The 26,318-nt window shown below is 51.0% G+C and carries 31 protein-coding genes; 13 read left to right on the forward strand and 18 right to left on the reverse strand.

Going from position 1 to position 26,318, the window contains the following annotated elements; all coding sequences use genetic code 11:
• Nucleotides 1-256 precede the first annotated feature (256 nt).
• From ghrA to E0L21_RS17370, 4 genes are all read left to right on the forward strand, one after another.
• Nucleotides 257-1,195, forward strand: a complete 939-nt coding sequence (ghrA, locus tag E0L21_RS17355) for a glyoxylate/hydroxypyruvate reductase GhrA (protein WP_131411665.1) — start codon at nucleotides 257-259, stop codon at nucleotides 1,193-1,195.
• 85 nt (nucleotides 1,196-1,280) lie between these two features.
• Nucleotides 1,281-2,018 carry a phosphatase gene (locus tag E0L21_RS17360; RefSeq protein WP_131411667.1) on the forward strand — a complete coding sequence of 246 codons (738 nt, stop codon included), beginning with the start codon at nucleotides 1,281-1,283 and terminating at the stop codon, nucleotides 2,016-2,018.
• 19 nt (nucleotides 2,019-2,037) lie between these two features.
• Nucleotides 2,038-2,592 (forward strand): TorD/DmsD family molecular chaperone, encoded by a 555-nt coding sequence (locus E0L21_RS17365; RefSeq protein WP_131411669.1) that lies wholly within the window; start codon nucleotides 2,038-2,040, stop codon nucleotides 2,590-2,592.
• Nucleotides 2,593-2,694: 102 nt separating this feature from the next.
• Nucleotides 2,695-3,177 (forward strand): DUF1097 domain-containing protein, encoded by a 483-nt coding sequence (locus E0L21_RS17370; RefSeq protein ID WP_208430932.1) that lies wholly within the window; start codon nucleotides 2,695-2,697, stop codon nucleotides 3,175-3,177.
• A 22-nt stretch (nucleotides 3,178-3,199) separates the two neighbouring features.
• Here E0L21_RS17370 and csgG read toward each other — a convergent pair whose 3' ends face one another.
• Genes csgG through csgD form a run of 4 tightly spaced genes read right to left on the reverse strand, consistent with a single transcriptional unit; the run spans nucleotide 3,200 to nucleotide 5,543 of the window.
• On the reverse strand, nucleotides 3,200-4,033 hold the full coding sequence (gene csgG / locus E0L21_RS17375) for a curli production assembly/transport protein CsgG (RefSeq protein ID WP_131411673.1): 834 nt from the start codon (nucleotides 4,031-4,033) through the stop codon (nucleotides 3,200-3,202).
• A 25-nt stretch (nucleotides 4,034-4,058) separates the two neighbouring features.
• Nucleotides 4,059-4,472 carry a curli production assembly/transport protein CsgF gene (csgF, locus tag E0L21_RS17380; RefSeq protein ID WP_131411675.1) on the reverse strand — a complete coding sequence of 138 codons (414 nt, stop codon included), beginning with the start codon at nucleotides 4,470-4,472 and terminating at the stop codon, nucleotides 4,059-4,061.
• A 26-nt stretch (nucleotides 4,473-4,498) separates the two neighbouring features.
• Entirely contained in the window at nucleotides 4,499-4,888 is a 390-nt protein-coding gene (csgE, locus tag E0L21_RS17385) for a curli production assembly/transport protein CsgE (RefSeq protein WP_131411677.1), read from the reverse strand.
• Between the two features lie 4 nt (nucleotides 4,889-4,892).
• Nucleotides 4,893-5,543, reverse strand: coding sequence for a biofilm master transcriptional regulator CsgD (gene csgD, locus E0L21_RS17390; RefSeq protein ID WP_131411679.1), 651 nt, complete (start codon nucleotides 5,541-5,543; stop codon nucleotides 4,893-4,895).
• A gap of 586 nt (nucleotides 5,544-6,129) precedes the next feature.
• Here csgD and csgB point away from each other — a divergent pair.
• The 5 genes from csgB to ymdB all read left to right on the forward strand — a co-directional run bounded on the left by csgB (nucleotide 6,130) and on the right by ymdB (nucleotide 8,509).
• On the forward strand, nucleotides 6,130-6,585 hold the full coding sequence (csgB, locus tag E0L21_RS17395) for a curli minor subunit CsgB (protein WP_170312072.1): 456 nt from the start codon (nucleotides 6,130-6,132) through the stop codon (nucleotides 6,583-6,585).
• Nucleotides 6,586-6,625: 40 nt separating this feature from the next.
• On the forward strand, nucleotides 6,626-7,075 hold the full coding sequence (gene csgA, locus E0L21_RS17400) for a curli major subunit CsgA (RefSeq protein WP_131411683.1): 450 nt from the start codon (nucleotides 6,626-6,628) through the stop codon (nucleotides 7,073-7,075).
• A 52-nt stretch (nucleotides 7,076-7,127) separates the two neighbouring features.
• Nucleotides 7,128-7,448: a curli assembly chaperone CsgC gene (gene csgC / locus E0L21_RS17405; RefSeq protein WP_131411684.1), complete on the forward strand. Its 321-nt coding sequence runs from the start codon at nucleotides 7,128-7,130 to the stop codon at nucleotides 7,446-7,448.
• A 228-nt stretch (nucleotides 7,449-7,676) separates the two neighbouring features.
• The gene (locus tag E0L21_RS17410) at nucleotides 7,677-7,898 is read left to right on the forward strand and encodes a hypothetical protein (protein ID WP_235855252.1); all 222 of its coding nucleotides are present in this window, start codon (nucleotides 7,677-7,679) and stop codon (nucleotides 7,896-7,898) included.
• 80 nt (nucleotides 7,899-7,978) lie between these two features.
• The gene (gene ymdB, locus E0L21_RS17415) at nucleotides 7,979-8,509 is read left to right on the forward strand and encodes an O-acetyl-ADP-ribose deacetylase (protein WP_131411688.1); all 531 of its coding nucleotides are present in this window, start codon (nucleotides 7,979-7,981) and stop codon (nucleotides 8,507-8,509) included.
• Between the two features lie 35 nt (nucleotides 8,510-8,544).
• Here ymdB and mdoC read toward each other — a convergent pair whose 3' ends face one another.
• A complete protein-coding gene (gene mdoC / locus E0L21_RS17420) occupies nucleotides 8,545-9,693 on the reverse strand; it encodes a glucans biosynthesis protein MdoC (protein WP_131411690.1) in 1,149 nt (382 codons plus the stop codon).
• 273 nt (nucleotides 9,694-9,966) lie between these two features.
• On the opposite strand from mdoC, the gene mdoG reads away from it, so the two are divergent.
• The 3 genes from mdoG to E0L21_RS17440 all read left to right on the forward strand — a co-directional run bounded on the left by mdoG (nucleotide 9,967) and on the right by E0L21_RS17440 (nucleotide 14,323).
• On the forward strand, nucleotides 9,967-11,502 hold the full coding sequence (gene mdoG / locus E0L21_RS17430; RefSeq protein WP_131411857.1) for a glucans biosynthesis protein MdoG: 1,536 nt from the start codon (nucleotides 9,967-9,969) through the stop codon (nucleotides 11,500-11,502).
• The gene (gene mdoH / locus E0L21_RS17435; RefSeq protein ID WP_131411694.1) at nucleotides 11,495-14,023 is read left to right on the forward strand and encodes a glucans biosynthesis glucosyltransferase MdoH; all 2,529 of its coding nucleotides are present in this window, start codon (nucleotides 11,495-11,497) and stop codon (nucleotides 14,021-14,023) included. Before mdoG ends, mdoH begins: the two co-directional genes overlap by 8 nt.
• A gap of 72 nt (nucleotides 14,024-14,095) precedes the next feature.
• Nucleotides 14,096-14,323 (forward strand): YceK/YidQ family lipoprotein, encoded by a 228-nt coding sequence (locus E0L21_RS17440; protein WP_131411696.1) that lies wholly within the window; start codon nucleotides 14,096-14,098, stop codon nucleotides 14,321-14,323.
• On the opposite strand, the gene E0L21_RS17445 is transcribed toward E0L21_RS17440, so the two are convergent.
• The 3 genes from E0L21_RS17445 to E0L21_RS17455 form a co-directional block, all read right to left on the reverse strand.
• Nucleotides 14,324-14,713: a MysB family protein gene (locus tag E0L21_RS17445; protein WP_165501926.1), complete on the reverse strand. Its 390-nt coding sequence runs from the start codon at nucleotides 14,711-14,713 to the stop codon at nucleotides 14,324-14,326.
• Nucleotides 14,714-15,202: 489 nt separating this feature from the next.
• Entirely contained in the window at nucleotides 15,203-16,450 is a 1,248-nt protein-coding gene (gene mdtG / locus E0L21_RS17450) for a multidrug efflux MFS transporter MdtG (protein ID WP_131411698.1), read from the reverse strand.
• A 138-nt stretch (nucleotides 16,451-16,588) separates the two neighbouring features.
• The gene (locus tag E0L21_RS17455; RefSeq protein ID WP_131411700.1) at nucleotides 16,589-17,509 is read right to left on the reverse strand and encodes a Kdo(2)-lipid IV(A) acyltransferase; all 921 of its coding nucleotides are present in this window, start codon (nucleotides 17,507-17,509) and stop codon (nucleotides 16,589-16,591) included.
• 216 nt (nucleotides 17,510-17,725) lie between these two features.
• Between E0L21_RS17455 and trhO the strand changes: the two genes are divergently transcribed.
• Complete coding sequence (trhO, locus tag E0L21_RS17460) at nucleotides 17,726-18,775, forward strand: oxygen-dependent tRNA uridine(34) hydroxylase TrhO (protein ID WP_131411702.1); 1,050 nt, start codon at nucleotides 17,726-17,728, stop codon at nucleotides 18,773-18,775.
• 34 nt (nucleotides 18,776-18,809) lie between these two features.
• Here the strand turns inward: trhO and E0L21_RS17465 are convergent, their stop codons facing one another.
• The 10 genes from E0L21_RS17465 to mdtH all read right to left on the reverse strand — a co-directional run bounded on the left by E0L21_RS17465 (nucleotide 18,810) and on the right by mdtH (nucleotide 26,236).
• Nucleotides 18,810-19,385, reverse strand: a complete 576-nt coding sequence (locus E0L21_RS17465; RefSeq protein ID WP_131411704.1) for a YceI family protein — start codon at nucleotides 19,383-19,385, stop codon at nucleotides 18,810-18,812.
• Between the two features lies 1 nt (nucleotide 19,386).
• Nucleotides 19,387-19,953, reverse strand: coding sequence for a cytochrome b (locus tag E0L21_RS17470; RefSeq protein ID WP_065368759.1), 567 nt, complete (start codon nucleotides 19,951-19,953; stop codon nucleotides 19,387-19,389).
• A gap of 259 nt (nucleotides 19,954-20,212) precedes the next feature.
• Complete coding sequence (locus E0L21_RS17475; RefSeq protein ID WP_131411706.1) at nucleotides 20,213-20,329, reverse strand: YceO family protein; 117 nt, start codon at nucleotides 20,327-20,329, stop codon at nucleotides 20,213-20,215.
• Between the two features lie 51 nt (nucleotides 20,330-20,380).
• Entirely contained in the window at nucleotides 20,381-21,499 is a 1,119-nt protein-coding gene (solA, locus tag E0L21_RS17480) for an N-methyl-L-tryptophan oxidase (protein WP_131411708.1), read from the reverse strand.
• A gap of 119 nt (nucleotides 21,500-21,618) precedes the next feature.
• Nucleotides 21,619-21,873, reverse strand: a complete 255-nt coding sequence (gene bssS / locus E0L21_RS17485) for a biofilm formation regulator BssS (protein WP_007374460.1) — start codon at nucleotides 21,871-21,873, stop codon at nucleotides 21,619-21,621.
• 277 nt (nucleotides 21,874-22,150) lie between these two features.
• Nucleotides 22,151-22,396: a DNA damage-inducible protein I gene (dinI, locus tag E0L21_RS17490; RefSeq protein ID WP_131411710.1), complete on the reverse strand. Its 246-nt coding sequence runs from the start codon at nucleotides 22,394-22,396 to the stop codon at nucleotides 22,151-22,153.
• A gap of 75 nt (nucleotides 22,397-22,471) precedes the next feature.
• Nucleotides 22,472-23,515 carry a dihydroorotase gene (gene pyrC / locus E0L21_RS17495; protein WP_131411718.1) on the reverse strand — a complete coding sequence of 348 codons (1,044 nt, stop codon included), beginning with the start codon at nucleotides 23,513-23,515 and terminating at the stop codon, nucleotides 22,472-22,474.
• A 115-nt stretch (nucleotides 23,516-23,630) separates the two neighbouring features.
• Nucleotides 23,631-24,191, reverse strand: a complete 561-nt coding sequence (locus E0L21_RS17500; protein ID WP_131411720.1) for a lipoprotein — start codon at nucleotides 24,189-24,191, stop codon at nucleotides 23,631-23,633.
• A gap of 123 nt (nucleotides 24,192-24,314) precedes the next feature.
• The gene (gene grxB, locus E0L21_RS17505; RefSeq protein ID WP_131411722.1) at nucleotides 24,315-24,962 is read right to left on the reverse strand and encodes a glutaredoxin 2; all 648 of its coding nucleotides are present in this window, start codon (nucleotides 24,960-24,962) and stop codon (nucleotides 24,315-24,317) included.
• Nucleotides 24,963-25,027: 65 nt separating this feature from the next.
• Nucleotides 25,028-26,236 (reverse strand): multidrug efflux MFS transporter MdtH, encoded by a 1,209-nt coding sequence (gene mdtH, locus E0L21_RS17510; protein WP_131411724.1) that lies wholly within the window; start codon nucleotides 26,234-26,236, stop codon nucleotides 25,028-25,030.
• Between the last annotated feature and the right edge of the window lie 82 nt (nucleotides 26,237-26,318).

The following is a 26,318-nucleotide window of genomic DNA, read 5'->3' on the forward strand; positions in this document are numbered from 1 at the left end:
TTTCCCGATGTTGCCGGGACGGGCGCTAATGTAGGAAAAACCCGGAACGCCGTCAATCCTCTTTTTCAATAAATTAGCGCGCTTAGACAAACTTCAAACAACCTGCTTCTTAAACGTTCTGAAATCGTTTTTTTTCTCGTCACGGTACTTTCTCCGCGTGGCATGGAGGAAATTTGTTATGCTGAGCGGCCTTAGCGAAAAAGCACAATAGGTCCGGAAAATAACCGGATACATCACACCAGGTTCTGGAGTTGATATGGAAATTATCTTTTATCACCCCTCATTCGATAACAACGACTGGATTCGCGCATTGAGTCAGGCGTTGCCGCAGGCAAATATCCGCGCATGGACGCGGGGAGACGTTGCTCAGGCCGATTACGCGCTGGTCTGGCATCCACCGGTTGAAATGCTGAAAGGCCGACAATTAAAAGGCGTTTTTGCATTGGGGGCGGGTGTCGATTCGATTCTTAGCCAGTTGCACGCCCATCCTGAGATGCTTCCCGAGTCTATTCCGTTGTTCCGCCTGGAAGACACTGGCATGGGGCTACAAATGCAGGAGTATGCTGTGAGCCAAGTGCTGCACTGGTTCAGACGTTTCGATGATTATCAGGCGCTAAAACAGCAGGCGAAATGGCAACCGCTGGATGAATACGAGCGTGAAGACTTCACCATTGGCATCCTCGGTGCAGGTGTGCTCGGTGCGAAAGTGGCCGAAAGCCTGCTCCAGTGGGGGTTCCCGCTGCGTAGCTGGAGCCGCAGCCGTAAGAATATGCCCGGCGTGACCAGTTTTGCGGGTGGTGAGGAGTTACCTGACTTTCTTGATGGCACTCGAGTGCTGATCAATCTGCTGCCGAACACTCCGGAAACGGCAGGTATTATTAATACTGCGTTGCTCAACCAGCTCGCTGATAACAGCTATGTAATAAATCTTGCGCGCGGTGTGCATATCGTCGAGCGTGATCTGCTTACAGCGCTGGAGAGTGGAAAGCTGAAGGGTGCCATGCTTGATGTCTTTAGCCAGGAGCCGCTACCGTTCGATAACCCACTTTGGGCGCATCCTCGTGTTGCGATGACGCCGCATATAGCGGCGACGACGCGTCGCAGTGAAGCTGTGGCTTTTATTGCGCAGGCTATTCAACGTATTGAGCGGGGTGAAACGGTCAGCGGGCGGGTAGACAGAGCGCGTGGTTACTGACGGACGCCCGGCATCGCCGGGTTTTGTCATTAAACTCGCCAACGATAACTGCTATCCTTTGCAGAAATAACTACAGGAGTGAGTCATGTATCCCGTTGACCTGCATATGCATACCGTCGCCAGCACCCACGCTTACAGCACGCTTCACGATTATATTGCCGAGGCAAAACGCAAAGGGATCAAACTCTTTGCCATTACTGACCACGGGCCGGATATGGCGGACGCGCCGCACTACTGGCACTTCGTGAATATGCGCATCTGGCCCCGGCTGGTCGATGGCGTGGGGATTTTGCGCGGTATTGAGGCCAATATTAAAAACACCGAGGGTGAAATCGACTGCACCGGACCGATGTTGACATCGCTGGATCTGATTATCGCGGGTTTCCATGAACCGGTGTTTCCACCGCAGGATAAAACGACTCATACTCAGGCCATGATTGCGACTATCGCCAGCGGCAATGTCCATATTATTAGTCACCCCGGTAACCCGAAATTTGACATTGATATTCCGGCCGTTGCCGCCGCCGCCGCGAAATATGGTGTTGCGCTTGAGATCAACAATTCGTCGTTTATACATTCGCGCAAAGGCAGTGAGGCGAATTGCCGCGCTGTGGCAGCCGCAGTGCGTGACGCCGGCGGTTGGGTGGCGCTGGGATCGGATTCTCATACGGCGTTTACACTGGGCGATTTCAGCGAGTGCCGTAAGGTGCTGGACGATGTCGGTTTCCCGGAAGATCGTATTTTGAATGTCTCACCGCGCCGTCTGCTGGATTTCCTCGAATCTCGCGGCATGGTGCCAATTACCGAATTTGCAGAACTTTAATACTGACTGGAACAACTGAATGAACGAATTTTCAATCCTCTGTCGCGTACTGGGCTCGCTGTTTTACCGCCAGCCGCAAGATCCTCTGCTGGTACCGCTCTATACCCTGATCCGTGAAGGAAAACTGGCGGAAAGCTGGCCGCTGGAGCAGGATGAGTTGCTTGAACGGTTGCAGAAAAACTGCGATGCGCAGGCACTGGCGGCCGATTACAACGCGCTGTTTGTTGGCGAAGAGTGCCGCGTCTCACCTTATCGTAGTGCCTGGGTTGAAGGTGCGATGGAAGCGGAAGTGCGCTCATTTTTGTCCAGCCGCGGCATGCCATTGACCGATGCGCCGGCCGATCACATCGGGACGTTGCTGCTGGCGGCTTCATGGCTGGAAGATCAGTCTGCCGAGGATGAAAGTGAGGCGCTGGAAACCTTGTTCGCCGATTATCTGCTGCCGTGGTGTGGCACCTTCTTTGGCAAAGTTGAAGCCCATGCGACAACGCCGTTCTGGCGCACCATGGCCCCGCTGGCGCGCGATGCAATTGCTGCGATGTGGGATGAGTTGCAGGAAGAATCAGATGAGTAATTGTGATTTTCGTCACAATTAAAATGCAACAGAGATTTGTGGTTTTCAAATAGTGTGCGCACTGTCGCATCTCAGGCGTGCGCATCTGCTATGATGCGCTCCATGAACATTCTCCTTTCTATCGCCATTACGACAGGCATTCTCTCCGGTATCTGGGGCTGGGTGGCTGTCTCTCTCGGTTTATTAAGCTGGGCCGGTTTCCTCGGTTGTACCGCCTATTTCGCCTGTCCGCAGGGTGGTGTGAAAGGGCTGCTTATTTCCGCCTGCACAGTCATGAGCGGCGTGGCCTGGGCGCAGGTCATTATTCATGGTGCAGCACTGGCTCCGAATCTGGACATTGTCGGTTATCTGATGACCGGTATGGTGGCGTTTTTGATGTGTCTGCAGGCCCGAAACTTGCTGCTCTCTTTTGTACCGGGGACATTTATTGGTGCCTGTGCGACGTTTGCCGGGCAGGGCGACTGGCGGCTGGTCATCCCTTCGCTGGCTATTGGGTTAGTGTTTGGTTATGCCATGAAAAACAGCGGCCTGTGGCTGGCTTCTCGCCGCGCACAGCCGCTGCTTAAAGAGCAAGAAAAAGCGTGACCGGAAGTCACGCTTTTCTTTTTCAGGACTCCGGCGGTGCCGCCATTTCACGGTATTTTGCCAGCACGGGGTTATGACGATCGGCTCCTTGTTGCAAATCCCACAGCCCCCGATCAATCCCGTCATTGATCAGTAAAATCACGCCCGTTTCAATCGCCGACATCAGGCAGAGCATGACCGGTTCGTTGGCGGTATAGCCAATTTCTCCCTCCAGTAGTCGCTGGTAGTCAATAAAGCGAAACACTCCGGCTTGTACTTCGTAGGAAAGAATAGTTTTACTGGTGTTGACCGAAGAGAGAATTTCTCCGGTTGTGACATTTATCACCCGTAAATTCACTGCGATTTGATCCAATTGATATTGTGTGTCGCCGCCGATGCCGAAATAACGCGCACCAACGCCGCCGGATTTAACATTACTCTCGTAGCCAATAATTGACCCTTCAATCATGATATTCGCGGCGGTCAGCGAGGGGAGTGGAACGCGATTGTTAATGGCGACAGTCCCGTTTTCTTGCGCGGCGCGAATGATTTTTCGTTCGTTTAAAAGATTCTGCAAACCCTGGCGTTCCAGTGGTACAAACCAGCGTGAATCTTTCAACGCCGTGACTAACATTGCGGTCGCGCTTTGCGGGACGGCGGTAGAAAAGTTACTTGCCGGGTAGGGCTTAAATTGCCCGGTTTCATCCTGGATGTTATACACCGAGACGAAAATTTTCCCGCTTGGCATCGGCAGATGCGTCAGGTCCTGATAACTTTGCGCTCGCGGCAACAGCGTCGGCTTAGCGGCTTGTTTTGGCGGCGCAGTCAGGCAACCGCTTAATAAACACACGGCGAATAAAATAAATAGACGCGACATAATTGTTGTCCTGTTAGACAGTGACTTAAAAGTCCGTTGAACCGCTTTGTAAGCCCGACACCTGAATTGTAGATGTCTTGCCGGTTTTTGTGTCGGTGACGTTTAATTGCAGTTGTCCGTCTTTGTTTGAAATATCCACGATAAAATCGCTGGTCACCATTCGCCCTGGTTTACCGGTATTAATATTGGTGAGTAACCCACCCAATATTTGTGATTGTATTGCCTGGGTGAAATTATCCAGGGCGGAAGTGGTTTCCACACCGTAATCTTTATAGCTGGGGTCAGTATAAGAATTTTGTGCCTGGGCACTATTTAATAAAAATGCACCGTTATTAGGATTACCGCCGAAATTAGGATTACGAAACTGGAATGTTATTGTTCCCGCCCAGCATGCAGGCGCGATAAGCAACAGCGCAAGCAGGGTATATATGCTACGCATAATAGCCTCCGGAGATTTAACGTATTTTAGAATTCATCACTCGCCATATCGCCAACGCTAAGTAGCGCCTGGTTTATTTGCAGGTGATCGATCGCTTGCTGGGTTTGCGCCAACGCGATTTCAACATTTTTCTCAAAGTCGCGGTGTGTCGGGAAAAGAAAAGTCTGGTATACGACACTCTGATTGACGATTATCGTTATCCAGCTTCCCCAGCGGGCGCTAGGTCGTTCATTAATGGTTAAATTCCCTTTCCAGCTACTTTCCCATTTATCACTAAATGCACGATAAAAATCGTGTCCGACAGACGATACGGTGTGATCGGCTAATAGTCCGGGAACTTCGACTTCAACAGCCGATACGTTTACGCAGGCGATCAGTAAAGCAGTGGTTACCAGGCGATACCCATAGCGTTTCATGGGATTAACGCCTGAGATTATCGTTAGCCCAGGAGACGGCTTGCGTGCGGTTTTTTACCGCTATCTTCCTGAAAAGATTATAAAGATGTGTTTTTACTGTATTTTCACTAATGAACAGCGAGCGGGCTATCTCAACATTGGATGCGCCGATACGCAGCTTATTAAGGATCTCTTTTTCTCGGTGGGTGAGCAGTGCGGATTCCGCGCTGTAGTAACGATAATTTCCGGCATGTGTGATGAGATAACTCGCCAGTTTTTGTGAGAAATAACACTCGCCACGCTGCACGCCTTGTAATCCGTCGACCAACTGGCTTCTGTCTTCTGAAATGTAAAATACACCCGTAATATTCGGCCAGTTTTCTATCTCCTGGAATGGATAATCAAGAGAGGTATTCATCAGCAATAGTTTTAGATCACCTTTTTTTTGCGACAGGATATTCTGCCATTGCTGGATCAGTTTTTTATCCGCATCCATCATGTCGAATAAGACAATGCTCAATGCTGGAATGTCATCAAGAGGTCGTTGAATATTATGGAGCTTTCCGGGCAATGATAGCGCAAATTTTAAATGCTGCAGAAGCGCCGTTGCCTGTAATGAAGGTTTGGTAATTAATAATAAAACGGAAATAGCTGAACTATGGACTTCACTAAACATGATGAAACCCCGCGTATTTGTTTTTTGTTCATCAACTTCAACCCCGGTTATTCACCGGGGAAACCAGATGTACTGCCGGATGCGCTATGCTGTGATCAGAAATAAGTGCTCAGCCCGTGCGAGGGGAAATAATACAAAGTAATGAGTGCTGCGGATTTAATCTAACGCTTGCCGATCTTAAATCAAGTGTTAATCATGTAACAGAATGTAAAATTAAATATTGAAATGTTATTTTGATGGTTAGTTAAGTTGATATGTAAGCACTAAAGAAAGCTGTTTTTAAAAGGAGGTAGTGCGAAATTTTATACTAAGAACAAAGACCTGACTTTTGTTGGCTTCAGGTTTTCCTTATTTTTCTTTTTGGTGTTGCCACGTATCACATACATTGACTGTTATAGCATCGGGATAACTATTTAAGAAAAATCATCTGATGCTATCTCTGCTGCAAGTGGGGGATAATTTTTATTCATGCTTTAGAATGATATGACTAATGAAAATCCAACTTGCTGGTGAGATATTTTCTTTTTATCCACGGCATACTCAGTTTTGCAACCAGGTATTAACAAGTAAGTTCGGCGGTGACAGCATGAAGAACAAAATAGCCTTTATGATGTTAATCCTGCCAGGAATGTCGGGATTTGCAACTGCAGCCGGTTATGACCTGGCAAACCCGGAATATAATCTGGCAGTTAATGAACTGAGTCAGGCGCCTTATAATCAATCAGCCAATATTGATCAACAGGGTACGAGTAATAATGCGTATATTGATCAACGAGGTTCGAAATTATTAGGCGTTATTTCTCAACGTGGTGGAAATAATTCAGCGCAAATTAACCAGTCCGGAAGTTATAACCTGGCGTATATCGATCAGGCCGGTAGCGCCAACGATGCGAGTATTACGCAGGGTGCTTATGGTAATAGCGCAGTTATTATTCAGAAAGGCTCGGGCAACCGGGCAAATATCACGCAGTATGGTACGCAAAAAACGGCAGTAGTGGTGCAACGACAGTCGCAGATGGCTATTCGCGTTATTCAACGTTGAAAGTCCTGTGGCTTTAATCTCAATCCAATGGGGGTTTACCATGAAACTTTTCCAAGTGGCAGCATTCGCAGCGATCGTTGTTTCAGCAGGCGCATTTGCAGGCAGTGTCCCGCAGTATGGCAATGGCGGCGGTCATGGCGGTGGTAGCAATGGCCCAAATTCTGAACTGAGCATTTATCAATATGGTAGCGCTAACGCCGCCCTTGCTCTGCAAAGCGATGCACGCGAATCTGACCTGACTATTCATCAGTACGGTTCCGCCAATGCCGCCGATGTGGGTCAAGGTTCAGATGACAGCACCATCGATTTGGTACAGAACGGGTCGCAAAACAATGCCACTATCGATCAGTGGAATGGCCGCAACTCTGATATTTCTGTGAGCCAGTACGGCGCGGGTAACGGTGCGCTGGTTAACCAGACTGCATCTGGCTCAAGCGTCACTGTACAGCAAACCGGTTACGGTAATAACGCTACCGCGAATCAGTACTGATCCCCCAGGCAGGAATAAACAGGGCTGCGGCCCTGTTTTTTTTGGAGGCGCTATGCATACCTTATTATTGCTGGCGGCGTTATCCAGCCAGATCACGTTCAATACCACCCGCGACGGCGACAATTACACCATTACCCCGCTGGTGCAAGTTACGCAGGATTGTGTTTGCCAGGTGCAGATTATTACCGAGCGTGAAGGCGCTGCGGGTGTTAGCCAAAGCCGGCAACGAAACACAATGACTCTCCCGGCGAATCAAACGACGGCGATTTCGCGCATTCGTTTGAGTATTTCCGCACACGATAACGTCAAAATTATCGTCACGGTGTCCGATGGCCAGTCGCTACACCTTGCCCAGCAGTGGCCTGCTGAATAATCATTCTGGAAATGAAGCCGCACTAAACTTATTTCTCATCTGAATGCTAAGTTTAATAAAGGAACACGCCAATGGTGCCGATATTTATGTTATCGATAGCCGACGCTCAGCTTTCAGGGATGGGTGATTTGTGAGGTGTTTATGCGACTTTTTAAAGCGTTTGTTCTTCCTGTTACCTGCCTTTGCATTATGTCATCAGCCTATGCTGGAACCCAACCGGCGGGAGGTGTGATCCATTTTCGTGGCGCTATCGTTGAAGGGGGCTGCGAAACCCGTACACAGAACCAAAATCTGCTGCTCTCCTGTCTGCAAAACAATAAAATGCAGACCCAGCAAATCCCTGTTACCGATGAAACCCGGCAAGCTCTCTCTCCACAGGTAGCACAAGTCCAGATGCGTTATCTCGATGCGCAGCAATCTCGCGCTGAGGTTATCATCACCTATAACTGATGATTTTGAATATGTTGCCTTCTGTATTTCCGGGTACACTTAACGGTGTTAACGGGTTACTGGCCGGATAGGGGGCAAAAATGCAACCACGTATGCAGGTGCTTCAAGGGGATATCACCACGCTTGAAGTGGATGTGATTGTGAATGCCGCAAACTCATCATTGCTTGGCGGCGGCGGTGTGGATGGTGCAATTCATCGTGCCGCTGGGCCTGCTTTGCTTGAGGCGTGCCGGCAGGTACGTCAGCAGCAGGGCGAGTGCCCGCCAGGCCATGCGGTAATTACGGCGGCAGGAAATTTAAAGGCGAAGGCGGTGATCCACACGGTTGGACCGGTCTGGCGTGGCGGAGAGGAGAATGAAGCGCGCTTGCTGGAGGATGCATACCGCAATAGCCTTCTGCTGGCAGAAGCCAATAGTTACATGAGCATTGCTTTTCCCGCTATCAGTACCGGCGTGTATGGTTACCCAAAAGCCGCGGCGGCAGAAATCGCTGTTAATACCGTTGCTGCGCACCTCATACGTCGGCCTCAACTCCAGCAGGTGATCTTTGTTTGTTTCGATGACGAAATGACGCAGCTTTACCAGCGCTTACTAACTCAGCACATCCAATAAGTCGCGGCTGCTCTGCGACCAGAGCAGCCAGGGCGTTATCTGGCGTGAGCATGGCGCTTCGCGTCGTTTTGTTGCGGCTTACCGGAAAAAAGGAAGCGAAGTAATGGAATGCGCAGATGGATTTCATACAGCAGCAGCGCAATACCAATGACGAAGACCAGTCCGGTAAGAAAACCAAGGAGATTAGACTGGATATGCGGTGTGATCCACGCGCCAAATAACAACGTCAGTGGATGGTGTACCAGATAGATAAACAGGGATGCATTTACGAAATAACTGACGCGCGCAGACTGGAAGTTCAGCAACTTGTGACCCAATGAAAAGACCACATTGACCATCCACAGCCCCAGTAGCATGGTGATAACCGCCTCGGTTTCGTACATCCAGCCATCGCCACTGCCGTAGCGCTGGTTGAGCAAATAAGCCCCAAAGGCCAGAGCAGAACCGAACATGCACCACGGCGAAGGCGTGGTAAACAGCGACTTCAGACGCGAATTAATGAACGCCAGCGCACCAAGAATGAAGAACGGAATGTAGAACAAGGTCTGCATTACCGCAAAATTAAATAGCGCGTCACGTAATATTTCCGGATGCAGTATCAACACAATTCGACGGAACGCCGCCCAGGCGATACCTAACAGCAGGAACCAAAGTGACAGTTGTGCCAGCGAAATATTGCCAGCCAGCCGCTTAGCGCTATTTTTTAGTTTTTTAAACAGCACCATGCTGACCGTTGTTAATACTACGAGGACAAGTAAGAACCATAAATGGGAGATGAGTTCCCATGACAGCGTGTTGAATTTGTCATAAGTCGATAGGGTGTGCCATTCGGCCGTTTTATCTTTCACATATTGCAACATAATAAATTGCGGCAGCGTCAGCAGTGGGATCGCAGTGAGCATAGGAATGCCGACGCGCTCAACGCGTAGCTTCCACCAGTGCTTTAGCGGGTAGCGCAAATACAACATGTATGAAAAGTAACCGGAAATAACAAAAAACACCTGCATACGGAACGCATGTATGGCGTCATTGAACAGCGTCAGCCACCATGAGGGGTAGGCGCTGTTTACATGCCACATATGGCTGGAGTAGATCAGCGAAATATGAAACGGGATCCCAAGCAGCATCAACCACGCGCGTATGGAATCAAGGAAATATTCTCGTTGTGCGGGGGTTTTGGTCATATTACTCCGTACATTCTCAGACTTTTCGTCTTATCCATAAGACAAATAATGATTACATTCGCAACCAACCCTACACTATGACCGATAACCTGTCTCCAGGATAAGCCTGCAAAACGATAAAGGGTTAGTTTCATTTGCTTATTCAATGAGCCTGCGTGGAGAACAATGCGGGGATTCAGTTGTCGGATAGCCAGAGTTTCCATTAAAATGGATCGGATCGATTTAAGCACACAAAGGGGGAAGTGCTTAGTTATTATGAAACCTAAATTACGAATGATGAAAATGCGTTGGGTAGGTGCTGCTGTTCTGTTGTCACTTTATACGTCATCAGGCTGGGCCTTTTCTATTGACGATGTCGCAAAACAGGCACAATCACTGGCCGGTAAAGGCTACGAAGCACCCAAGACCAATTTGCCCTCTGTGTTCCGTGAGATGAAGTACGCGGACTATCAGCAGATCCAGTTTAACCACGACAAAGCCTACTGGAACGCGATTAACACCCCATTTAAGCTTGAGTTTTATCATCAGGGTATGTACTTCGACACGCCAGTGACCATCAACGAAGTGACTACCACTGCCGTACGTAAAATCAAATACAGCCCGGATTACTTCAATTTCGGCAATGTCCAGCACGATAAAGACACGGTCAAAGACCTCGGTTTCGCCGGTTTCAAAGTTCTGTACCCCATCAATAATAAAGATAAAAACGATGAAATCGTCAGCATGCTGGGCGCAAGCTACTTCCGCGTGATTGGCGCAGGGCAGGTGTATGGCCTTTCCGCTCGCGGTCTTGCCATTGACACTGCGCTGCCATCTGGCGAAGAGTTCCCGCGTTTTCGTGAGTTCTGGATTGAGCGTCCAAAACCAACTGACAAACGCCTGACCATCTACGCGCTGCTGGATTCACCGCGTGCAACGGGTGCTTACCGTTTTGTGATCATTCCAGGCCGCGACACCGTGGTAGATGTGCAGTCCAAAGTTTACCTGCGCGATAAAGTGGGCAAACTTGGTGTTGCGCCGTTGACTAGTATGTTCCTGTTCGGGCCGACTCAACCCTCTCCTGCGACTAACTATCGCCCGGAATTGCATGATTCCAACGGGCTATCGATGCTGGCAGGCAACGGCGAGTGGATTTGGCGTCCGCTGAATAACCCGAAACATCTTGCTGTTAGTAGCTATGCGATGGAAAACCCGCAGGGCTTTGGTCTGCTGCAGCGTGGTCGTCAGTTCTCCCGTTTTGAAGATATCGATGACCGCTACGATCTGCGTCCGAGCGCATGGGTAACGCCGAAAGGCGAGTGGGGAAAAGGCAAAGTCGAACTGGTCGAGATCCCGACCAACGATGAAACGAACGATAACATCGTCGCTTACTGGACGCCGGATCAACTGCCGGATCCGGGTAAAGAGATGAACTTCAAATACACCATCACCTTTAGCCGTGACGAAGACAAACTGCATGCACCAGACAATGCATGGGTATTGCAGACGCGTCGCTCCACAGGTGATGTGAAACAATCAAACCTTATCCGTCAACCTGACGGAACAGTCGCGTTTGTGGTGGATTTCACCGGTCAGGATATGAAAAAACTGCCGAAGGAAACCCCTGTTACCGCGCAAGCCAGCATTGGCGATAACGGTGAGATCGTTGAAAACACCGTTCGCTATAATCCGGTTACGCAAGGTTGGCGTTTGATGTTGCGCGTGAAAGTGAAAGATCCGAAGAAAACCACGGATATGCGCGCGGCGCTGGTCAACGCCGACCAGAACCTGAGTGAAACCTGGAGCTATCAGCTACCTGCCAATGAATAAGACAATTGAGTATATCGACATGCTGCCGCTTTCCGGGACGGAAAAAGCGGCGCTGCCGACAGAGAACATTCGCAGCGTGCATGAAGCGCTGGATAAAGAGCATACGAACTGGACGCGTGATGATGATACGCCGCTTGGTTCTGTGACGGCACGTCTGGAACATAGCTGGCCGGATTCGCTCGGCGAAGGGCAATTGATCAAAGACGATGAAGGGCGCGCGCAGTTACAGGCGATGCCGAAAGCAAAACGCTCTTCGATGTTTCCCGATCCGTGGCGCACCAACCCGATTGGTCGTTTTTGGGATCGTCTGCGCGGGCGCGAAGTTGCGCCGCGTTACCTTGCGCGCTTGACCAAAGAGGAGCAAGCGCACGAGCAGAAATGGCGTACCGTCGGCTCTATCCGCCGCTATATCCTGCTGTTGCTGACGCTGGCGCAAACCGTCGTCGCAACCTGGTATATGAAAACCATTCTGCCGTATCAGGGCTGGGCGCTGATCAACCCAACGGATATGGCGGGCCAGGATCTGTGGGTTTCCGTTATGCAGCTCCTGCCGTATGTGCTGCAAACCGGTATCTTAATCCTGTTCGCGGTGCTGTTCTGCTGGGTTTCCGCCGGGTTCTGGACCGCGTTGATGGGCTTCCTGCAACTGCTGATTGGCCGTGATAAATACAGCATTTCGGCCTCAACGGTGGGTGATGAACCGCTTAACCCGGAGCATCGTACGGCGCTGATCATGCCTATCTGTAACGAAGACGTAGATCGCGTTTTTGCAGGCTTGCGTGCCACCTGGGAATCCGTGAAAGCGACCGGCAATGCGGCGCACTTCGACGTCTACATTCTGAGTGACAGTTACAATCCGGATATCTGCGTTGCTGAGCAGAAAGCCTGGATGGAGCTGATTGCAGAAGTACAGGGCGAAGGGCAGATTTTCTACCGTCGCCGCCGCCGTCGCGTAAAACGCAAAAGCGGTAATATCGATGACTTCTGCCGTCGCTGGGGCAGCCAGTACAGCTATATGGTGGTGCTGGATGCGGACTCCGTGATGAGCGGCGAGTGTCTGACCGGGCTGGTACGCCTGATGGAAGCGAACCCGAACGCCGGGATCATCCAGTCGTCACCGAAAGCGTCCGGGATGGATACGCTTTATGCACGCTGTCAGCAGTTTGCAACCCGCGTTTACGGGCCGTTGTTCACCGCCGGTTTGCACTTCTGGCAGTTGGGTGAATCCCACTACTGGGGTCATAACGCGATTATCCGCGTGAAACCGTTTATTGAGCATTGTGCGCTGGCACCCTTGCCGGGCGAAGGCTCGTTTGCCGGTTCGATTCTTTCCCACGACTTTGTCGAAGCCGCACTGATGCGCCGTGCCGGTTGGGGCGTGTGGATCGCTTACGATTTGCCTGGCTCGTATGAAGAGTTGCCGCCAAACCTGCTCGATGAGCTGAAACGCGACCGCCGCTGGTGCCATGGCAACCTGATGAACTTCCGCCTGTTCCTGGTAAAAGGTATGCACCCGGTTCACCGCGCAGTGTTTCTCACCGGCGTGATGTCCTATCTCTCCGCACCGCTGTGGTTTATGTTCCTTGCGCTTTCCACGGCTTTGCAGGTAGTGCATGCGCTGACAGAACCGCAATACTTCCTGCAGCCGCGCCAGCTGTTCCCGGTGTGGCCACAGTGGCGTCCGGAGCTGGCTATCGCGCTTTTCGCCTCGACAATGGTGCTGCTGTTCCTGCCGAAGCTACTGAGTATTATCCTGGTGTGGTGCAAAGGGCCGAAAGAGTATGGCGGTTTCTTCCGCGTAACGATTTCCCTGCTGCTGGAAGTACTGTTCTCGGTGCTGCTTGCGCCGGTGCGTATGCTGTTCCACACCGTGTTTGTGGTCAGCGCGTTCCTGGGCTGGGAAGTGGTATGGAACTCGCCGCAGCGTGACGATGACTCTACGCCGTGGGGGGAGGCTTTTATGCGCCACGGTTCTCAGTTGCTGCTGGGTCTGGTATGGGCTGTCGGGATGGCGTGGCTTGATCTGCGCTTCCTGTTCTGGCTGGCGCCGATTGTCTTCTCGCTGATCCTGTCGCCGTTCGTGTCGGTTATCTCCAGCCGGTCTACTGTCGGCCTGCGCACTAAACGCTGGAAACTGTTCCTGATCCCGGAAGAGTATTCTCCGCCGCAGGTGCTGGTGGATACGGATAAATATCTGGAGCTGAATCGCTCGCGCAGCCTGGATGATGGCTTCATGCATGCGGTGTTTAACCCGTCATTCAACGCGCTGGCAACCGCCATGGCAACGGCACGTCACCGCGCAAGCCATGTGCTGGAAATTGCCCGCGATCGCCATGTTGAGCAGGCGCTGAATGAAACACCAGAGAAGCTGAACCGCGATCGTCGTCTGGTGTTACTGAGCGACCCGGTCACGCTGGCGCGTATGCATTATCGCTTGTGGGCGGCACCTGAGAGATATCTGTCATGGGCGAGCTACTATGAAACGTTGAAGCTTAACCCGCTGGCGTTAAAGGCTAAGTAAGCCGACATTAAGGAAAATACCGGCCTGAGAGCCGGTATTTTTTTATCTGTATCAAACGAGAAGAGGTTGCCTGTGAAAGTGATTTTGGTGGCAGTCATAGCGTGCCTGCTTAGCGGTTGCGGCAGCATCGTCAGCCGGACAATCCCCGGTCAGGGGCACGGTAATCAGTATTATCCCGGTGTTAAGTGGGATGTCCGCGACTCAGCGTGGCGCTACATTACCGTGCTTGATTTACCTTTCTCACTGGTGTTTGACACGCTTCTGTTACCGCTGGATGCCAATCACGGCCCCTACGAGTAATCAGCGCTCATCCCACTCATCAGCGGCTGTCTGGCCTTCTTCGGTATCAAGTGGGGGTTCTAGCTGGAATTCACCTTCGTCCCATTCGTGCAACGTATTCTCTTCTTGCCACTCCTGGCTTATCTCGACTTCATCGAAATCGCCGTCAAAGACACTTTGTGCGGCTTCACCACTCAAAAGAGGCAGACACTCGCCTGGCTCTTCTTCATCCGCAAAAAACTCAGCGCGCCACGCGATATCGCCCTCCTGAAGAACATACTTTTGCACATTGAATTGCTGCACGCTGATTTCTTCTTCATCAAGATCCGGGTTATCGGCAATGAATAATTCCCGCGCGGCATCAATTGCTTCCGACAGTGTTGAGTAATACTCCAGTTCAGTTTCGGCCATATCATTGCTCCTGAGATAACAGTAAAAAAGGTATGCAGAAACCTATAGACGCTGGCTTTGCGAGCGTCAAATTTGTAATAAATGAATCAGCGATTTCATGAGATAACGAGAACGCCGTACTGCTGAATGCGGGGGCAGTGACTGATATTTGTGCCTGCTTCTTTGAGTATCTCCGATCCTTCAGCCACCTTCATAGTTAGCCCTCGGGGTTGGAGTTCTGCGTTTCGCACGCGCATACCTTTTCGGGCTTCGCTATTAACATTCGTGAAGTGAAAACGACTTAACGGGGCTTCTGGCGTGCCAATAATAAAGGCGACGGCTTTGCTGTCGCCGTTACATTTTCGACGGTAATATTGCGAAAGTGTGGCGTGGTATGTTTACCGAACCGCTGTTTTGCATCGCTACCCAGCGGGGCATATTTGTGCGTAGCGCAGCATGGATTTAGGCAAATGTATATTTTGTATCGAGCGCATGGTCACTTTTTATGCGCTACTCCTGGCGTTGAACGTTGCTGGTCGCCTCTGCACGTGCCCGGCGGGCAGGGCGCTGCAAACTGAACCACGAATAAAGGGCATTAAACAGAACGACGCCCGCCGTCACGCAAAACACCGCACGAAAACCGTAGCTTGCCGAGACCGCGGCACCCATCAGCGGGCCGGTAACATTGCCAATATCGCGAAAAGACTGGTTGTAACTGAATATCCGCCCGGCAATTTGATTGGTGGAGTTATAGACCAGCAAGGTTTGCACCGCAGGAAGCAGCGCACCATCTGCGGCGCCGAGCAGGAAGCGCAAAATGCCCAGTTGCCACGGAGTTTGCACCAGTGACATGGGCAACAGTAACAAGACGGAGATTATCAATGCCGCGACCAGGATTTTCTCCGGGCCGATTCTGTCACCCAATTTGCCCAGACGGGGTGCGCTAAGCAGTGCCGCGACGCCAGGCACGGAGGCAATCATGCCGCTGATAAAGGCAATATTACTGACATTCCCTGCAAGATCGCGCACATAAAGGGTCAAAATCGGCGCAATAGAACCGGTCGCAACCTGGATAATCATGGTGGTAATAAACAGGCTCAACACCAGTTTGGGGCTTTTTAGCGAGGCGAAAACCTCTTTGAAATGCAACATCTCGCGTTTTGCCACCGGGGTGAAATTTTCGCGGATACACAATAACGTGAGAAGAAAACAGATAAATAGCACGGAGGCGGTAATAAAAAAAACCATCCGCAAGCCCCAGGTATCAGCCAGCAAACCGCCAGCCAGCGGGCCAAGCAGCGCACCGCTAACGCCTCCCGTAGAGAGCGTACCCAGCGCCCAGCCGCTTTTGTTGCGCGGCATTTGCGTGGCGATCAAGGCATTGGCGTTGGGTATAAAACCGCCCAGCAAACCGAGTAGCGCCCGCAGCACAAGAAGTTGCCAGACATTTTGTGCAATGCCCATTAACGCCATAACAATTGCCATGCCGAGCGCGGAACGCAGCAGCATGATTTTCCGCCCTTTACGGTCGGCAAGACCACCCCAGAAGGGAGAGGCGATAGCTGAGAACAGGAAGGTGATGCTAAAGACTAAACCGGACCACATATTGAGCGCGCCGGGATCGGTGATGCCAAGCTGCTCGACATAGAGGGGGATAAAAGGCATGACCAGGCTAAACGCCGCGCCGGTGAGAAAACAGCCAAACCAGGCAACGGTGAGATTGCGCTTCCAGTTTATTGGGGCATCAGAGAGAGACATAACCGTCCGTAACAGCACACATTAATAATAATCGATAGTAAGCATGCTAATTATGCGCCCAGGTTATGATTGCCGCAATGCGCTGGCGCAGCTTTGTATGACAAAAAAAGAGCCTGCATTTGCAGGCTCTTTATCGATTTAGTAGCGAGAGGGGACGCCTTCCGGGCGCGTTTTGAAGCGGCGATGCAGCCACATATATTGCTCTGGCGCCATCATAATGCAGCGTTCAACCACTTTGTTCATCCATGCTGCGGTGGTTTCCGCGTTATCCAGCGGAGGGGAGCATTCCGGCTCGAGAATAATCAGTTCGTATCCTTTGCCACCCGGTTTACGGCGCGGAACAAAAGGTACGATACAGGCCTGGGACATGCGTGCCAGCATCCAGGTTCCGGACGTAGAAGCCGCATCTTTAACGGCAAAGAAAGGGGCGAAAACGCTGGCGCGCGGGCCGTAGTCATGATCGGGCGCATACCAAACAACATCACCCGCTTTCAGGGCGCGGATCATACCTTTGAGATCTTTACGGTCGATCATGCTTTTATTGGAACGCATGCGACCCCAGGTTTGCAGCAGGTCAATAACCGGGTTGTCATTCGGGCGGTAGACACCGATTCCCGGCTCGTTCAGACCAAACATGCGGGCACCAATTTCCAGCGTCAAAAAATGTACGCCGATCAGCAAGATTCCTCGCCCTTGCGCCTGCACGCTTCTGACATGTTCAAAATCAATAACGTCCATCCAGCGTGACATCCGACGATCGGACCAGAACCAGGCCATACCGGTTTCCATTAACCCCATGCCAACAGATTCAAAATTTTTCGCGACCATTTGCTGGCGCTCTGTTTCGCTCATTTGCGGAAAACAGAGTTCAAGATTGCGCTGCGCAATGCGTACACGTCGTCTCATCAGGTGCTGCGCCAGATAACCAATGCCGCAGCCGAGGCGGTAAATCACGGGGTAGGGGAGTTGAACAGCTAACCACAGCACACCGACCCCGAACCAGAGAGCCCAGTAGCGCGGGTGCAGCAGCGATGCCGTAAACTTGGGTAAATGCGTCATGACTGTCCTGTTTGAAGCAACAAATCCCTGTATTCTTGCATTTTTTCGGAATTAACCAAAATCAGGGCGCACAGAATGCCTGTTTTGTCAGGAATTGTTGCGGTGTAATCATTAGAATGAGAAAAAATGTAGCGCAAAATGTGTGGATGTAAATTATCAGTATTTGCTTTATGATGCCGCCGTTTTTTCACCCTAACTTTGCAGGACACGTACACCATGCCAGTGTTACACAACCGCATCTCTAATGATGAACTGAAGGCGCGGATGCTCGCGGAAACTGAGCCGCGCGTTACCGTCTCGTTCTATAAATATTTCTCGATTATCGACCCGCAAGCCACTCGTGACGCGCTCTATCAGGCTCTTAGCCAACTGAACGTGTTTGGCCGCATTTATCTTGCTCATGAAGGTATCAATGCGCAAATCAGCGTGCCACAAAGTAAATTCGACGCCTTTCGCCAGGCGCTTTATGCGTTCGACCCGGCGCTCGACGGCCTGCGTTTAAATATCGCGATTGATGATGACGGTAAATCCTTCTGGGTGCTGCGCATGAAAGTCCGCGACAGGATTGTCGCCGACGGTATTGAAGATAAAAGTTTCGACGCCAGCGATGTGGGAGATTATCTGAAAGCGGCGGAAGTGAACGCCATGCTCGACGATCCAGAGGCGGTGTTCATTGATATGCGTAATCACTACGAATATGAAGTTGGGCATTTCTCCGGTGCGCTGGAGATCCCGGCGGATACGTTTCGCGAGCAGCTACCGAAAGCGGTAGAAATGATGCAGGAACATAAAGATAAGAAAATCGTCATGTACTGCACCGGCGGTATTCGCTGCGAGAAAGCGAGCGCCTGGATGAAGCATAACGGCTTCAATAAAGTGTGGCATATAGAAGGTGGCATTATCGAGTATGCGCGCCGCGCGCGTGAACAGGGCTTACCGGTGCGTTTCATCGGCAAAAACTTTGTGTTTGACGAACGTATGGGCGAGCGCATTTCTGATGACGTTATTGCCCATTGCCATCAGTGCGGTACTTCCTGCGATTCCCATACCAATTGTCGTAATGACGGCTGCCATTTGCTGTTTATTCAGTGTCCGGCCTGTGCAGAGAAATTTAAGGGTTGCTGCAGTGAGTTGTGTAAAGAAGAGAGCGAACTGCCGGAAGAAGAGCAGCGTAAGCGTCGCGCGGGTCGGGAGAATGGCAATAAAATCTTTAACAAATCCCGTGGACGTCTGAATACCCGGTTGGGCATTCCGGATCCGGAATAAAACCTGAGGAGAGGGTTGCCCCTCTCCCGTAATCTTACTTCTGACGCACGCCCTCCACTGAAATAATCAGCTCAACATCCTGTGACGCCGGGCCAAGATCGGTGGTGATGTTAAAATCTTTCAGCTTAATTTTGCCGGAAGCTTCAAATCCTGCGCGCACACCGCCCCACGGATCATCGCCCTGGCCCATCAGTTTTGCCGCCAGTACTACCGGTTTGGTTACGCCATTCAGCGTCAGGTTGCCGGTGATATCCAGTCCGTCACCCGCTTTTTTCACGTCGATTGAAGTAAAGGTTGCTTGCGGGAATTTCGAGACGTTCAGGAATTCAGCGCTGCGCAGGTGCTTATCGCGTTCCGCATGGTTGGTATCCACACTGTTAGTGTTAATGGTTACGTTCACTTTGTCTGAGGCCGGGTTGGCTTCGTCGAAGCTGAAAGTCCCGTCGAAATCTTTAAACGTGCCATAGAGCCAGCTATAGCCGAGGTGCTGGATACGAAAATTAACGAAGGCGTGTTGACCCTCTTTATCAATTTTGTAGTCCGCAGCAATAGCAGAACCCGTGGTGAACAGTAGCGAAGCGAGAGCGAGTCCCGGCAGGATTTTCTTCATATTATGCTCCAGAGTCAGGCGACGATTTTCCCAGCATGCGCTTGAGAGTGACGTCTTTATCGATGAAATGGTGTTTAACCGCGGCAAGGCCATGCAAAACGGACAGCACAACCACTGTCCATGCCAGCCAGAGGTGAATATTTCCTGCAAGATCGGCTTGCGATCCGGCATCGGCAAGCGTTGCGGGTATCTCGAACAACCCGAAAACGCTGATGGGTTTACCGTCGGCAGTGGAGATCAAATAGCCGCTGAAAAGAATGCCGAACAACAGCAGATAGAGCGCGATATGGACAAACACAGCGCTGATATGCGTCAGACGTGAATAGCTGGCGAGCGGCTTTGGTGGCGGGGAAAGAAAACGCCACACGACCCGGAACACGAGGCCCAGCATGAGCAAAATGCCGATGCTTTTATGCAGCTCAGGCGCTTTATGATACCAGCCGTCGTAATAGCTCAGCGTCACCATCCACAGACCCAACGCGAACATACCATAAACCACAATGGCCACCAGCCAGTGCAGAACAATGGAAACGGCGCCGTAGCGCTCAGGTGAATTGCGTAATGGCATAATTGTTAATCGCGGTTAATAACTGGTTAAATTAAAATGGCGGGAGAGAAACAATATTGCAACTCAAAATTACGATATTAAATCGTTATTTTTTCTATATCGTTATTTTTGAATGACTTTGCGGGATAATATTCAATGTATTAGGTTAACTGGAGTGTAACTCCTGAATTTATTAAGGTTTTGTTGCAGTGGTGATGTTTAAATATTTTGTTCTGGAAATATATTTTTATAAAACTATGTCAATTTTTGTCAGTATTTATCAAATAGGCCATACAATATAGATAATATCGATCAGCGCGATAAGTAACCACAGCGCAATATAAAGTATCAAATGTTCACGCACGTTATTTATTAAGAAATGAAACAAACGGCGCATATTCTCTCCGCAAAAATGCAATAAGCGACCCCGAATGAGGCCGCTGAAGGTTTACCCGGCAAAGCGGGACAGTGAGAACGGTTGTAAGTCAAAATGTGAGCTTTTGCCGTGGGCAAATTCACAGGCAATCTCACCGAGCACCGGCGCAAATTTGAAACCGTGTCCGCTCAGGCCTGTGATAATCAGCGTGTCCGGGAAGCCCGGCAGCGTATCAATAATAAAGTCTTCATCCGGAGAGTTATCGTAAGTGCAGGACGCGCCGTACAAACAACCGCCGATGCCAGGCAGGAACTGGCGCAAAAAAGAGAAGCATTCGGAACCATCTCCCGGTTCTTCGCCAAATGGCGTACGCTGCTGTGCTTCGCTGATAAGCTGCCCGCCGTTGTGGCGGCCGATTTTTAACTCATTATCTTCTGCCGGGAAGCCGTAATACTGGTCGCCATTGGGCATTTCGCCGGTAAACGCCGGGAATGTGTTCTTGGTGCTGTAGCGGCCATCGGCCTGGAACCATGCAAAAACTTTGCGAACCGGTTGTATCGGGAGTTCTGGCAGCAGTTTTTGCACCCAGGTGCCAGCACTGACAAGGACTTTTTTGCCGTGGAATGTCCCTTCCTGGGTATCGATGCTGATACCGTCTGCATGATGATGCAGCGCGGTGACTGGGCAATTGAAAAGCTGAGCGCAGCCCGCTTCTTTGGCAAGACGGATCCAGGTCTTTACCGCCAGTTCGCTACGCAGCACACCGGAGTCGGCTTCAAACAGGCCGATGTAATCATCGGGTACGCGGATTTCCGGCCAGCGCGACATCAGTGAGGGGGCATCCAGTTTTTCGACAGCCAGTTGCCACTGCGCTGCGCTTTGCGCGACGTTAGCCAAAAAAGGGGAATCAGCCGGACCAATGTTGATAACGCCTGTGCGTTCAAACACCGCTTCGCCGCTTTCCGTCGCCAGTTGTTCCCACAATTGCTGTGCGCGCAACACCAGCGGAACATATTTCTCGCCTTCGCCGTAAGCGTGGCGAATTAAGCGCGTATCGCCGTGGTGGCTGCCCTCCTGGTGCGGTGGCAGATGTGCATCGGTCATCAGCACGTTCAGCCCGCTTAGCGTGGCGTAATAGCCTGCCGCAGCACCGACAGAGCCGCTGCCAATAATAATGAGATCGTATTTCATGGTGGGTTCTCCAGGCAAATGCGTGTTCAGGAGGGTAAATAACCTGGGAACGTTATACAAGGATAGAAATAAGAAAGGCACCACAAGGGTGCCTGTTGAGTCTATATTGAGCATTATTACTAATGTCTGCGATACTCATCTTGCTGATAGTCGCCCGATTCAATCTTGGCAATGCCCGCTTCGAGTATCGATATAAACTGGCGGGCAACATCGGTCGTTAACCACAACGTCTGGCCGACTTCGGTCTCTTCCTGAGCGGCTCTGTTTGGGGTCTGGTAATGCAACCGGAGCATCAGTGCGTCATAGCTATCCACGGTACTGATGTCCCATCCGACCAGTGGATGGGTCTGGATGACTTCATTATTCTTTACCATCATAACCCCCTTTATTGGCGTGTTTAATTAGACAACGACTCTTGAGGTTCAATGCGTGTTTTATTTGAAGCTTTTTCAGTATACCAACAACTGGGGTAGTAGATCGAATAATTAAACACTCTGCAACATGTTTTTTCGGCCGTTAGATTTTTTTGAATAAGAAAGCGGGCTCTTAACCATATATTTTTATTAAAGAAAAATTGCGCCAGGAATTTGCTTAAAAAAACAGCAAAAAAAGCCGGGGCGACCCGGCAATAAGCACAAACTTAAAGAAAAATTAGTCGGTGATAAACCAGTCGTCGGCGCTTTCCCAGGTTTCCTGCAAAATTTCAGTTATGCGATCTTTATCTTCTTTTGCACCGCCTAAAACCGACAGATTATTTGCTGCGGCATAGCGAACCGTAATTTTGTTTTCGCGATCGGGGTAACAATTGTTCAGACGACGAGATAACTCGCCCGCCAGTGCATCAACGGCGCCGGCCGGTAAGGGTGTGGTTTTGGCGATAGTCACTTCAATGCGCATAATAGCCCCCTGTGTAATTTACTGTATGTTTATACAGTTAAGCGAAAAATATTACAACAGGGAGCGATAACTTTTTTAGCGCTTAACGCGCCAGCGCACGGTTTCACCCGCGAGGAATGGCACCAGCGAATCTTCCGGCAGCGAAATCATCTCTGGCACCGGGCTCTCTTCACGCACCAGCTCAACAAACGTTTCATTCAACGGTAAGCCATAAAAATGTGGCCCGTTGACTGAACAGAAGGCTTCAAGGTGCTGTAACGCATTCATCTCTTCAAACACGGTTGCATAACTGCCAAGCGCAGTGGGAGCGTTAAAACAACCGGCGCAGCCACAGCTAGCCTCTTTACGATGGCGCGCGTGCGGCGCAGAGTCCGTACCGAGAAATGCGCGAGTAAAACCGCTGGCAACCAGTTCGCGCAGCGCCTGCTGGTGAATATTACGCTTCAGGATCGGCAGACAATAAAGATGAGGGCGCACACCACCGACCAACATATGGTTACGGTTAAACATCAAGTGCTGAGGCGTGATGGTCGCGGCCAGCAGATCATTGCCTTCACGCACATAGTCGGCGGCATCTTTGGTCGTAATATGCTCAAACACCACTTTCAGCCCAGGCAGGCGCTGGCGCAGAGGTTCCATGACCGTTTCGATAAACTGTGCTTCACGATCGAAAATATCAATGTCTGCGTGCGTCACTTCACCATGCACCAATAGCGGCATGCCCAGTTTTTCCATCCGTTCCAGTACCGGCATAATCGCATCAATGCTGGTAACACCATAGCTTGAGTTGGTGGTGGCATTGGCCGGATAGAGTTTCGCTGCGGTGAAAACCTGTTCGTTAAAGCCGCGTTCGACTTCATCTGCGCTCAGGCTGTCGGTCAGGTAGCAGGTCATCAGCGGCGTAAAATCATGCCCGGCGGGCACGGCATCAAGAATACGCTGGCGGTAGGCGATAGCCGCATCCACGGTCGTGACAGGAGGAGCGAGGTTCGGCATGACAATGGCGCGAGCGTAAGTTTCGCTGGTCCATGGCACAACGGTTTTCAACATGTCGTCATCACGTAAATGGACATGCCAGTCGTCAGGACGGCGGATTTTCAAAACCTGGGGTTGTGTCATTGGAGTGCTCCGGCTGGTGAGAAACAGGTGTTTTTGCCGGGCACTAAGGATAAGCGGAAACGTTTTCGTTTGCATCCTTTTCCTGAAAAAAAGGGCGCTCGCGGCGCCCTGTTATTTAGTCGGTGAGGGGGATAATAATTTCGCCCGGTTTCACCTCAATGCCTTTGGCATATTTTTTCGCCAGTGCCTCGCCTTTGCTGCTGTCTTCTTTCAGCACATAAGCAGGGCGTTGGTTAAAGTAGTTGCGTAGTGACTGATTAAGATAGGGCATCAGCGTTTGTAATACGGTCTGCATTTTTTCCGGTGAGACGGTGGCGTTAACCACTTCCATCTCCTGCAGATAAATTGCGCCTTTTTCCTTATCAAACACTGGCAACGCTTTGAGTTTCAATTTGATGATGGCTTTCTGGTTGCCAAAAAGCGAGGTCATATCCAGATTCGCATCACCGGTCAGCGTGATTTTATTGGGTTCTTCGCGACCGATTTCACTGGCCAGGTTATTCAGCACAATATGGGCATCCGCCACGCCGGGCACGCCAATATCTTTGGCGAAGTCGTTACGTTTTTGTAACGCCTGGTTAATCTCCTGTTCGCTGATCGAATATTGGGTCAGTTGATTGCACCCCACCAGCACGCCGCTCAACAGTAATGCTGCGGCAAAAATAATTCTCTTCATGAATTCCTCAACGTAATCGCCATGCTACGACGCAGGGGCGTAGCATGCGACACACGCTAAATAAAGGCCAGCGGAAAAAGCTGAAAGGCATGACGGAAGCGGGCGTGCTTCCGTCATGGGCGGTTAAATAGCCATCGATGACAGCAAGTTAATTTGTGTCTGTTTCGCCATATTGTCACGGTACGCTGCAACCCGGCTGGGCCAGTTGATACCGCTCACGAGCGTCAGGTTACGTAGCAGCGGGAAGAGATGAATATCATCATCGGAGAGTTCTCCGTTCACTGCGTTGGGCTGAACAATCAATTTATCCAGCGCCCGCAAATCGTCGCTGATATTTTTGGCTAACCCTGTTGAATGGCTGAGGTGCTCAGCAAAATCGCCAATGGCGGCCTCTTTTTTGGCTACAAACCCGGCGCGCGCCTGCGGCGTAGAAAATTCGTCAAACGCCGATTTGGCGAAGCGGGGAATCAACAGCTTATTAACGTAACCATTGACCTTGCGTAGCCACTCTTCAATTTTCGGATTTCGCTTGCCGGTCAGCAGCGGTTTGCCGTCGAGCTTATCGACGTAGTGAACAATATCCATGCTTTCCGGCAGATAGCGGCTGTCGTCCTTTTGCAGGATCGGCACCATTTTCTGGCCAATCATTTTTGTCGGCGTGGCTTCGTCATCATTAAGCAGGATCTTGAGTTCGACAGGGATGTTCTTAAGACCGAAAATCATACGGGCTTTAATGCAGAACGGGCAGTGATCGTAAATGTAGAGTTTCACGTTTCTCCTCCATACTGGCTTATCCATCAACTATCAGTATGGAAGAGGGAAAAACGGCGCGCAAATCAGGCACCGGGCTCGAGCATGGTCGGGCGAATGCGTTTGTGACTGAATTGCCACAGCAGCGCCATTGACGTGATCATCCCGATAACGCCAAGCATCATCCACGGCAGCTCCGGCTGGTTAAATGTTTTTCCGGCGTCAAACAGCCAGCCGCCACCGGCATAACCGAGCGCGCCACCGAAGGCCAGCCCAAGACGGCTGAACCCCATATAGCTGCCGCGTGCACGGGCATCGGCTAGCTGCGCGCTTAACGTTTCCCGCGCGGGCTCGGCAATAATGGAGCCAATGTAGAAGGTGCAAATTAGCGTGAAGAGCTGTTGCAGCGTACCGACCATCCCCACAGGCAGCAGGCTGAATGACATCACCAGCAGACCCACCATCAGGCGATGCTCAAGGCGAAAACGTTTTTCACTCCAGCGCGCAATCGGGTAGAGCAACGTCAGCGAGAGACAGGCTTCAATGGCGTACATCCACTTCACTGCCGCCGCTGAACCGGCAATGTCATTAACCATAATCGGCAGCATCAACATGACCTGCACCGCCAACATGTAGTAACCGGTCAGGGTCAGCACGTAAGTCACAAAACGCTTGTCACGCAGCACGCGCGTCAGACCTTCGCGCACCGGCGCTTTCACCGTTGAGAGTTTCCATGCAGGTAGCAGCCAGGCGTTAAACGCGGCACACAAGATAAACATCAGCGCACCGGCTGCGCACACCAGACGAAAGTCATATTGCAGCAGCCAACTGCCGAGCAGCGCGCCAATAACGGCGCCTGCGCTGTCCTGCATCATTAACAGTGAAAAAAAACGGCTGCGCTGATTGGGACGCACCAGTTTCACCACCAGCGCAGAACGAGGCGGATCAAATAATGTGCCGCCGAGCCCGGAAAGAATGCAGGAGAGCCATAACAGCCAGGGTTCATGCGCTACCGCCATTGCGGCAAAACCCCCTGCACGCATCAGCATGCCGGTGACAATCAGCGGTTTGGCACCGAACCGGTCGGCAATTGCACCGCCGAAAATCCCCAAACCTTGTTGAATAAACTGACGCAAACCGAGCGCAATGCCGACCATTAAGGCCGCCCAGCCAAGCTGGTCAACAAAGCGGATAGAAATCAGTGGGAAGACAACGAAAAAGCCGAGAACCACCAGCATATTATCGACAAGCAGGAAATATTTACCCAGGCTCCTTGCCTGCGATATGCGCGCCATTTCCCCTCCGGGAAATAAGAAAGATAAGACCTTCTTATTCTGCGGTTTCGTCAGGCCTTTTCCCATCTTCACAGTGACAATA

It is taken from the genome of Kosakonia quasisacchari, from assembly GCF_004331415.1.
GTDB lineage: Bacteria > Pseudomonadota > Gammaproteobacteria > Enterobacterales > Enterobacteriaceae > Kosakonia > Kosakonia quasisacchari.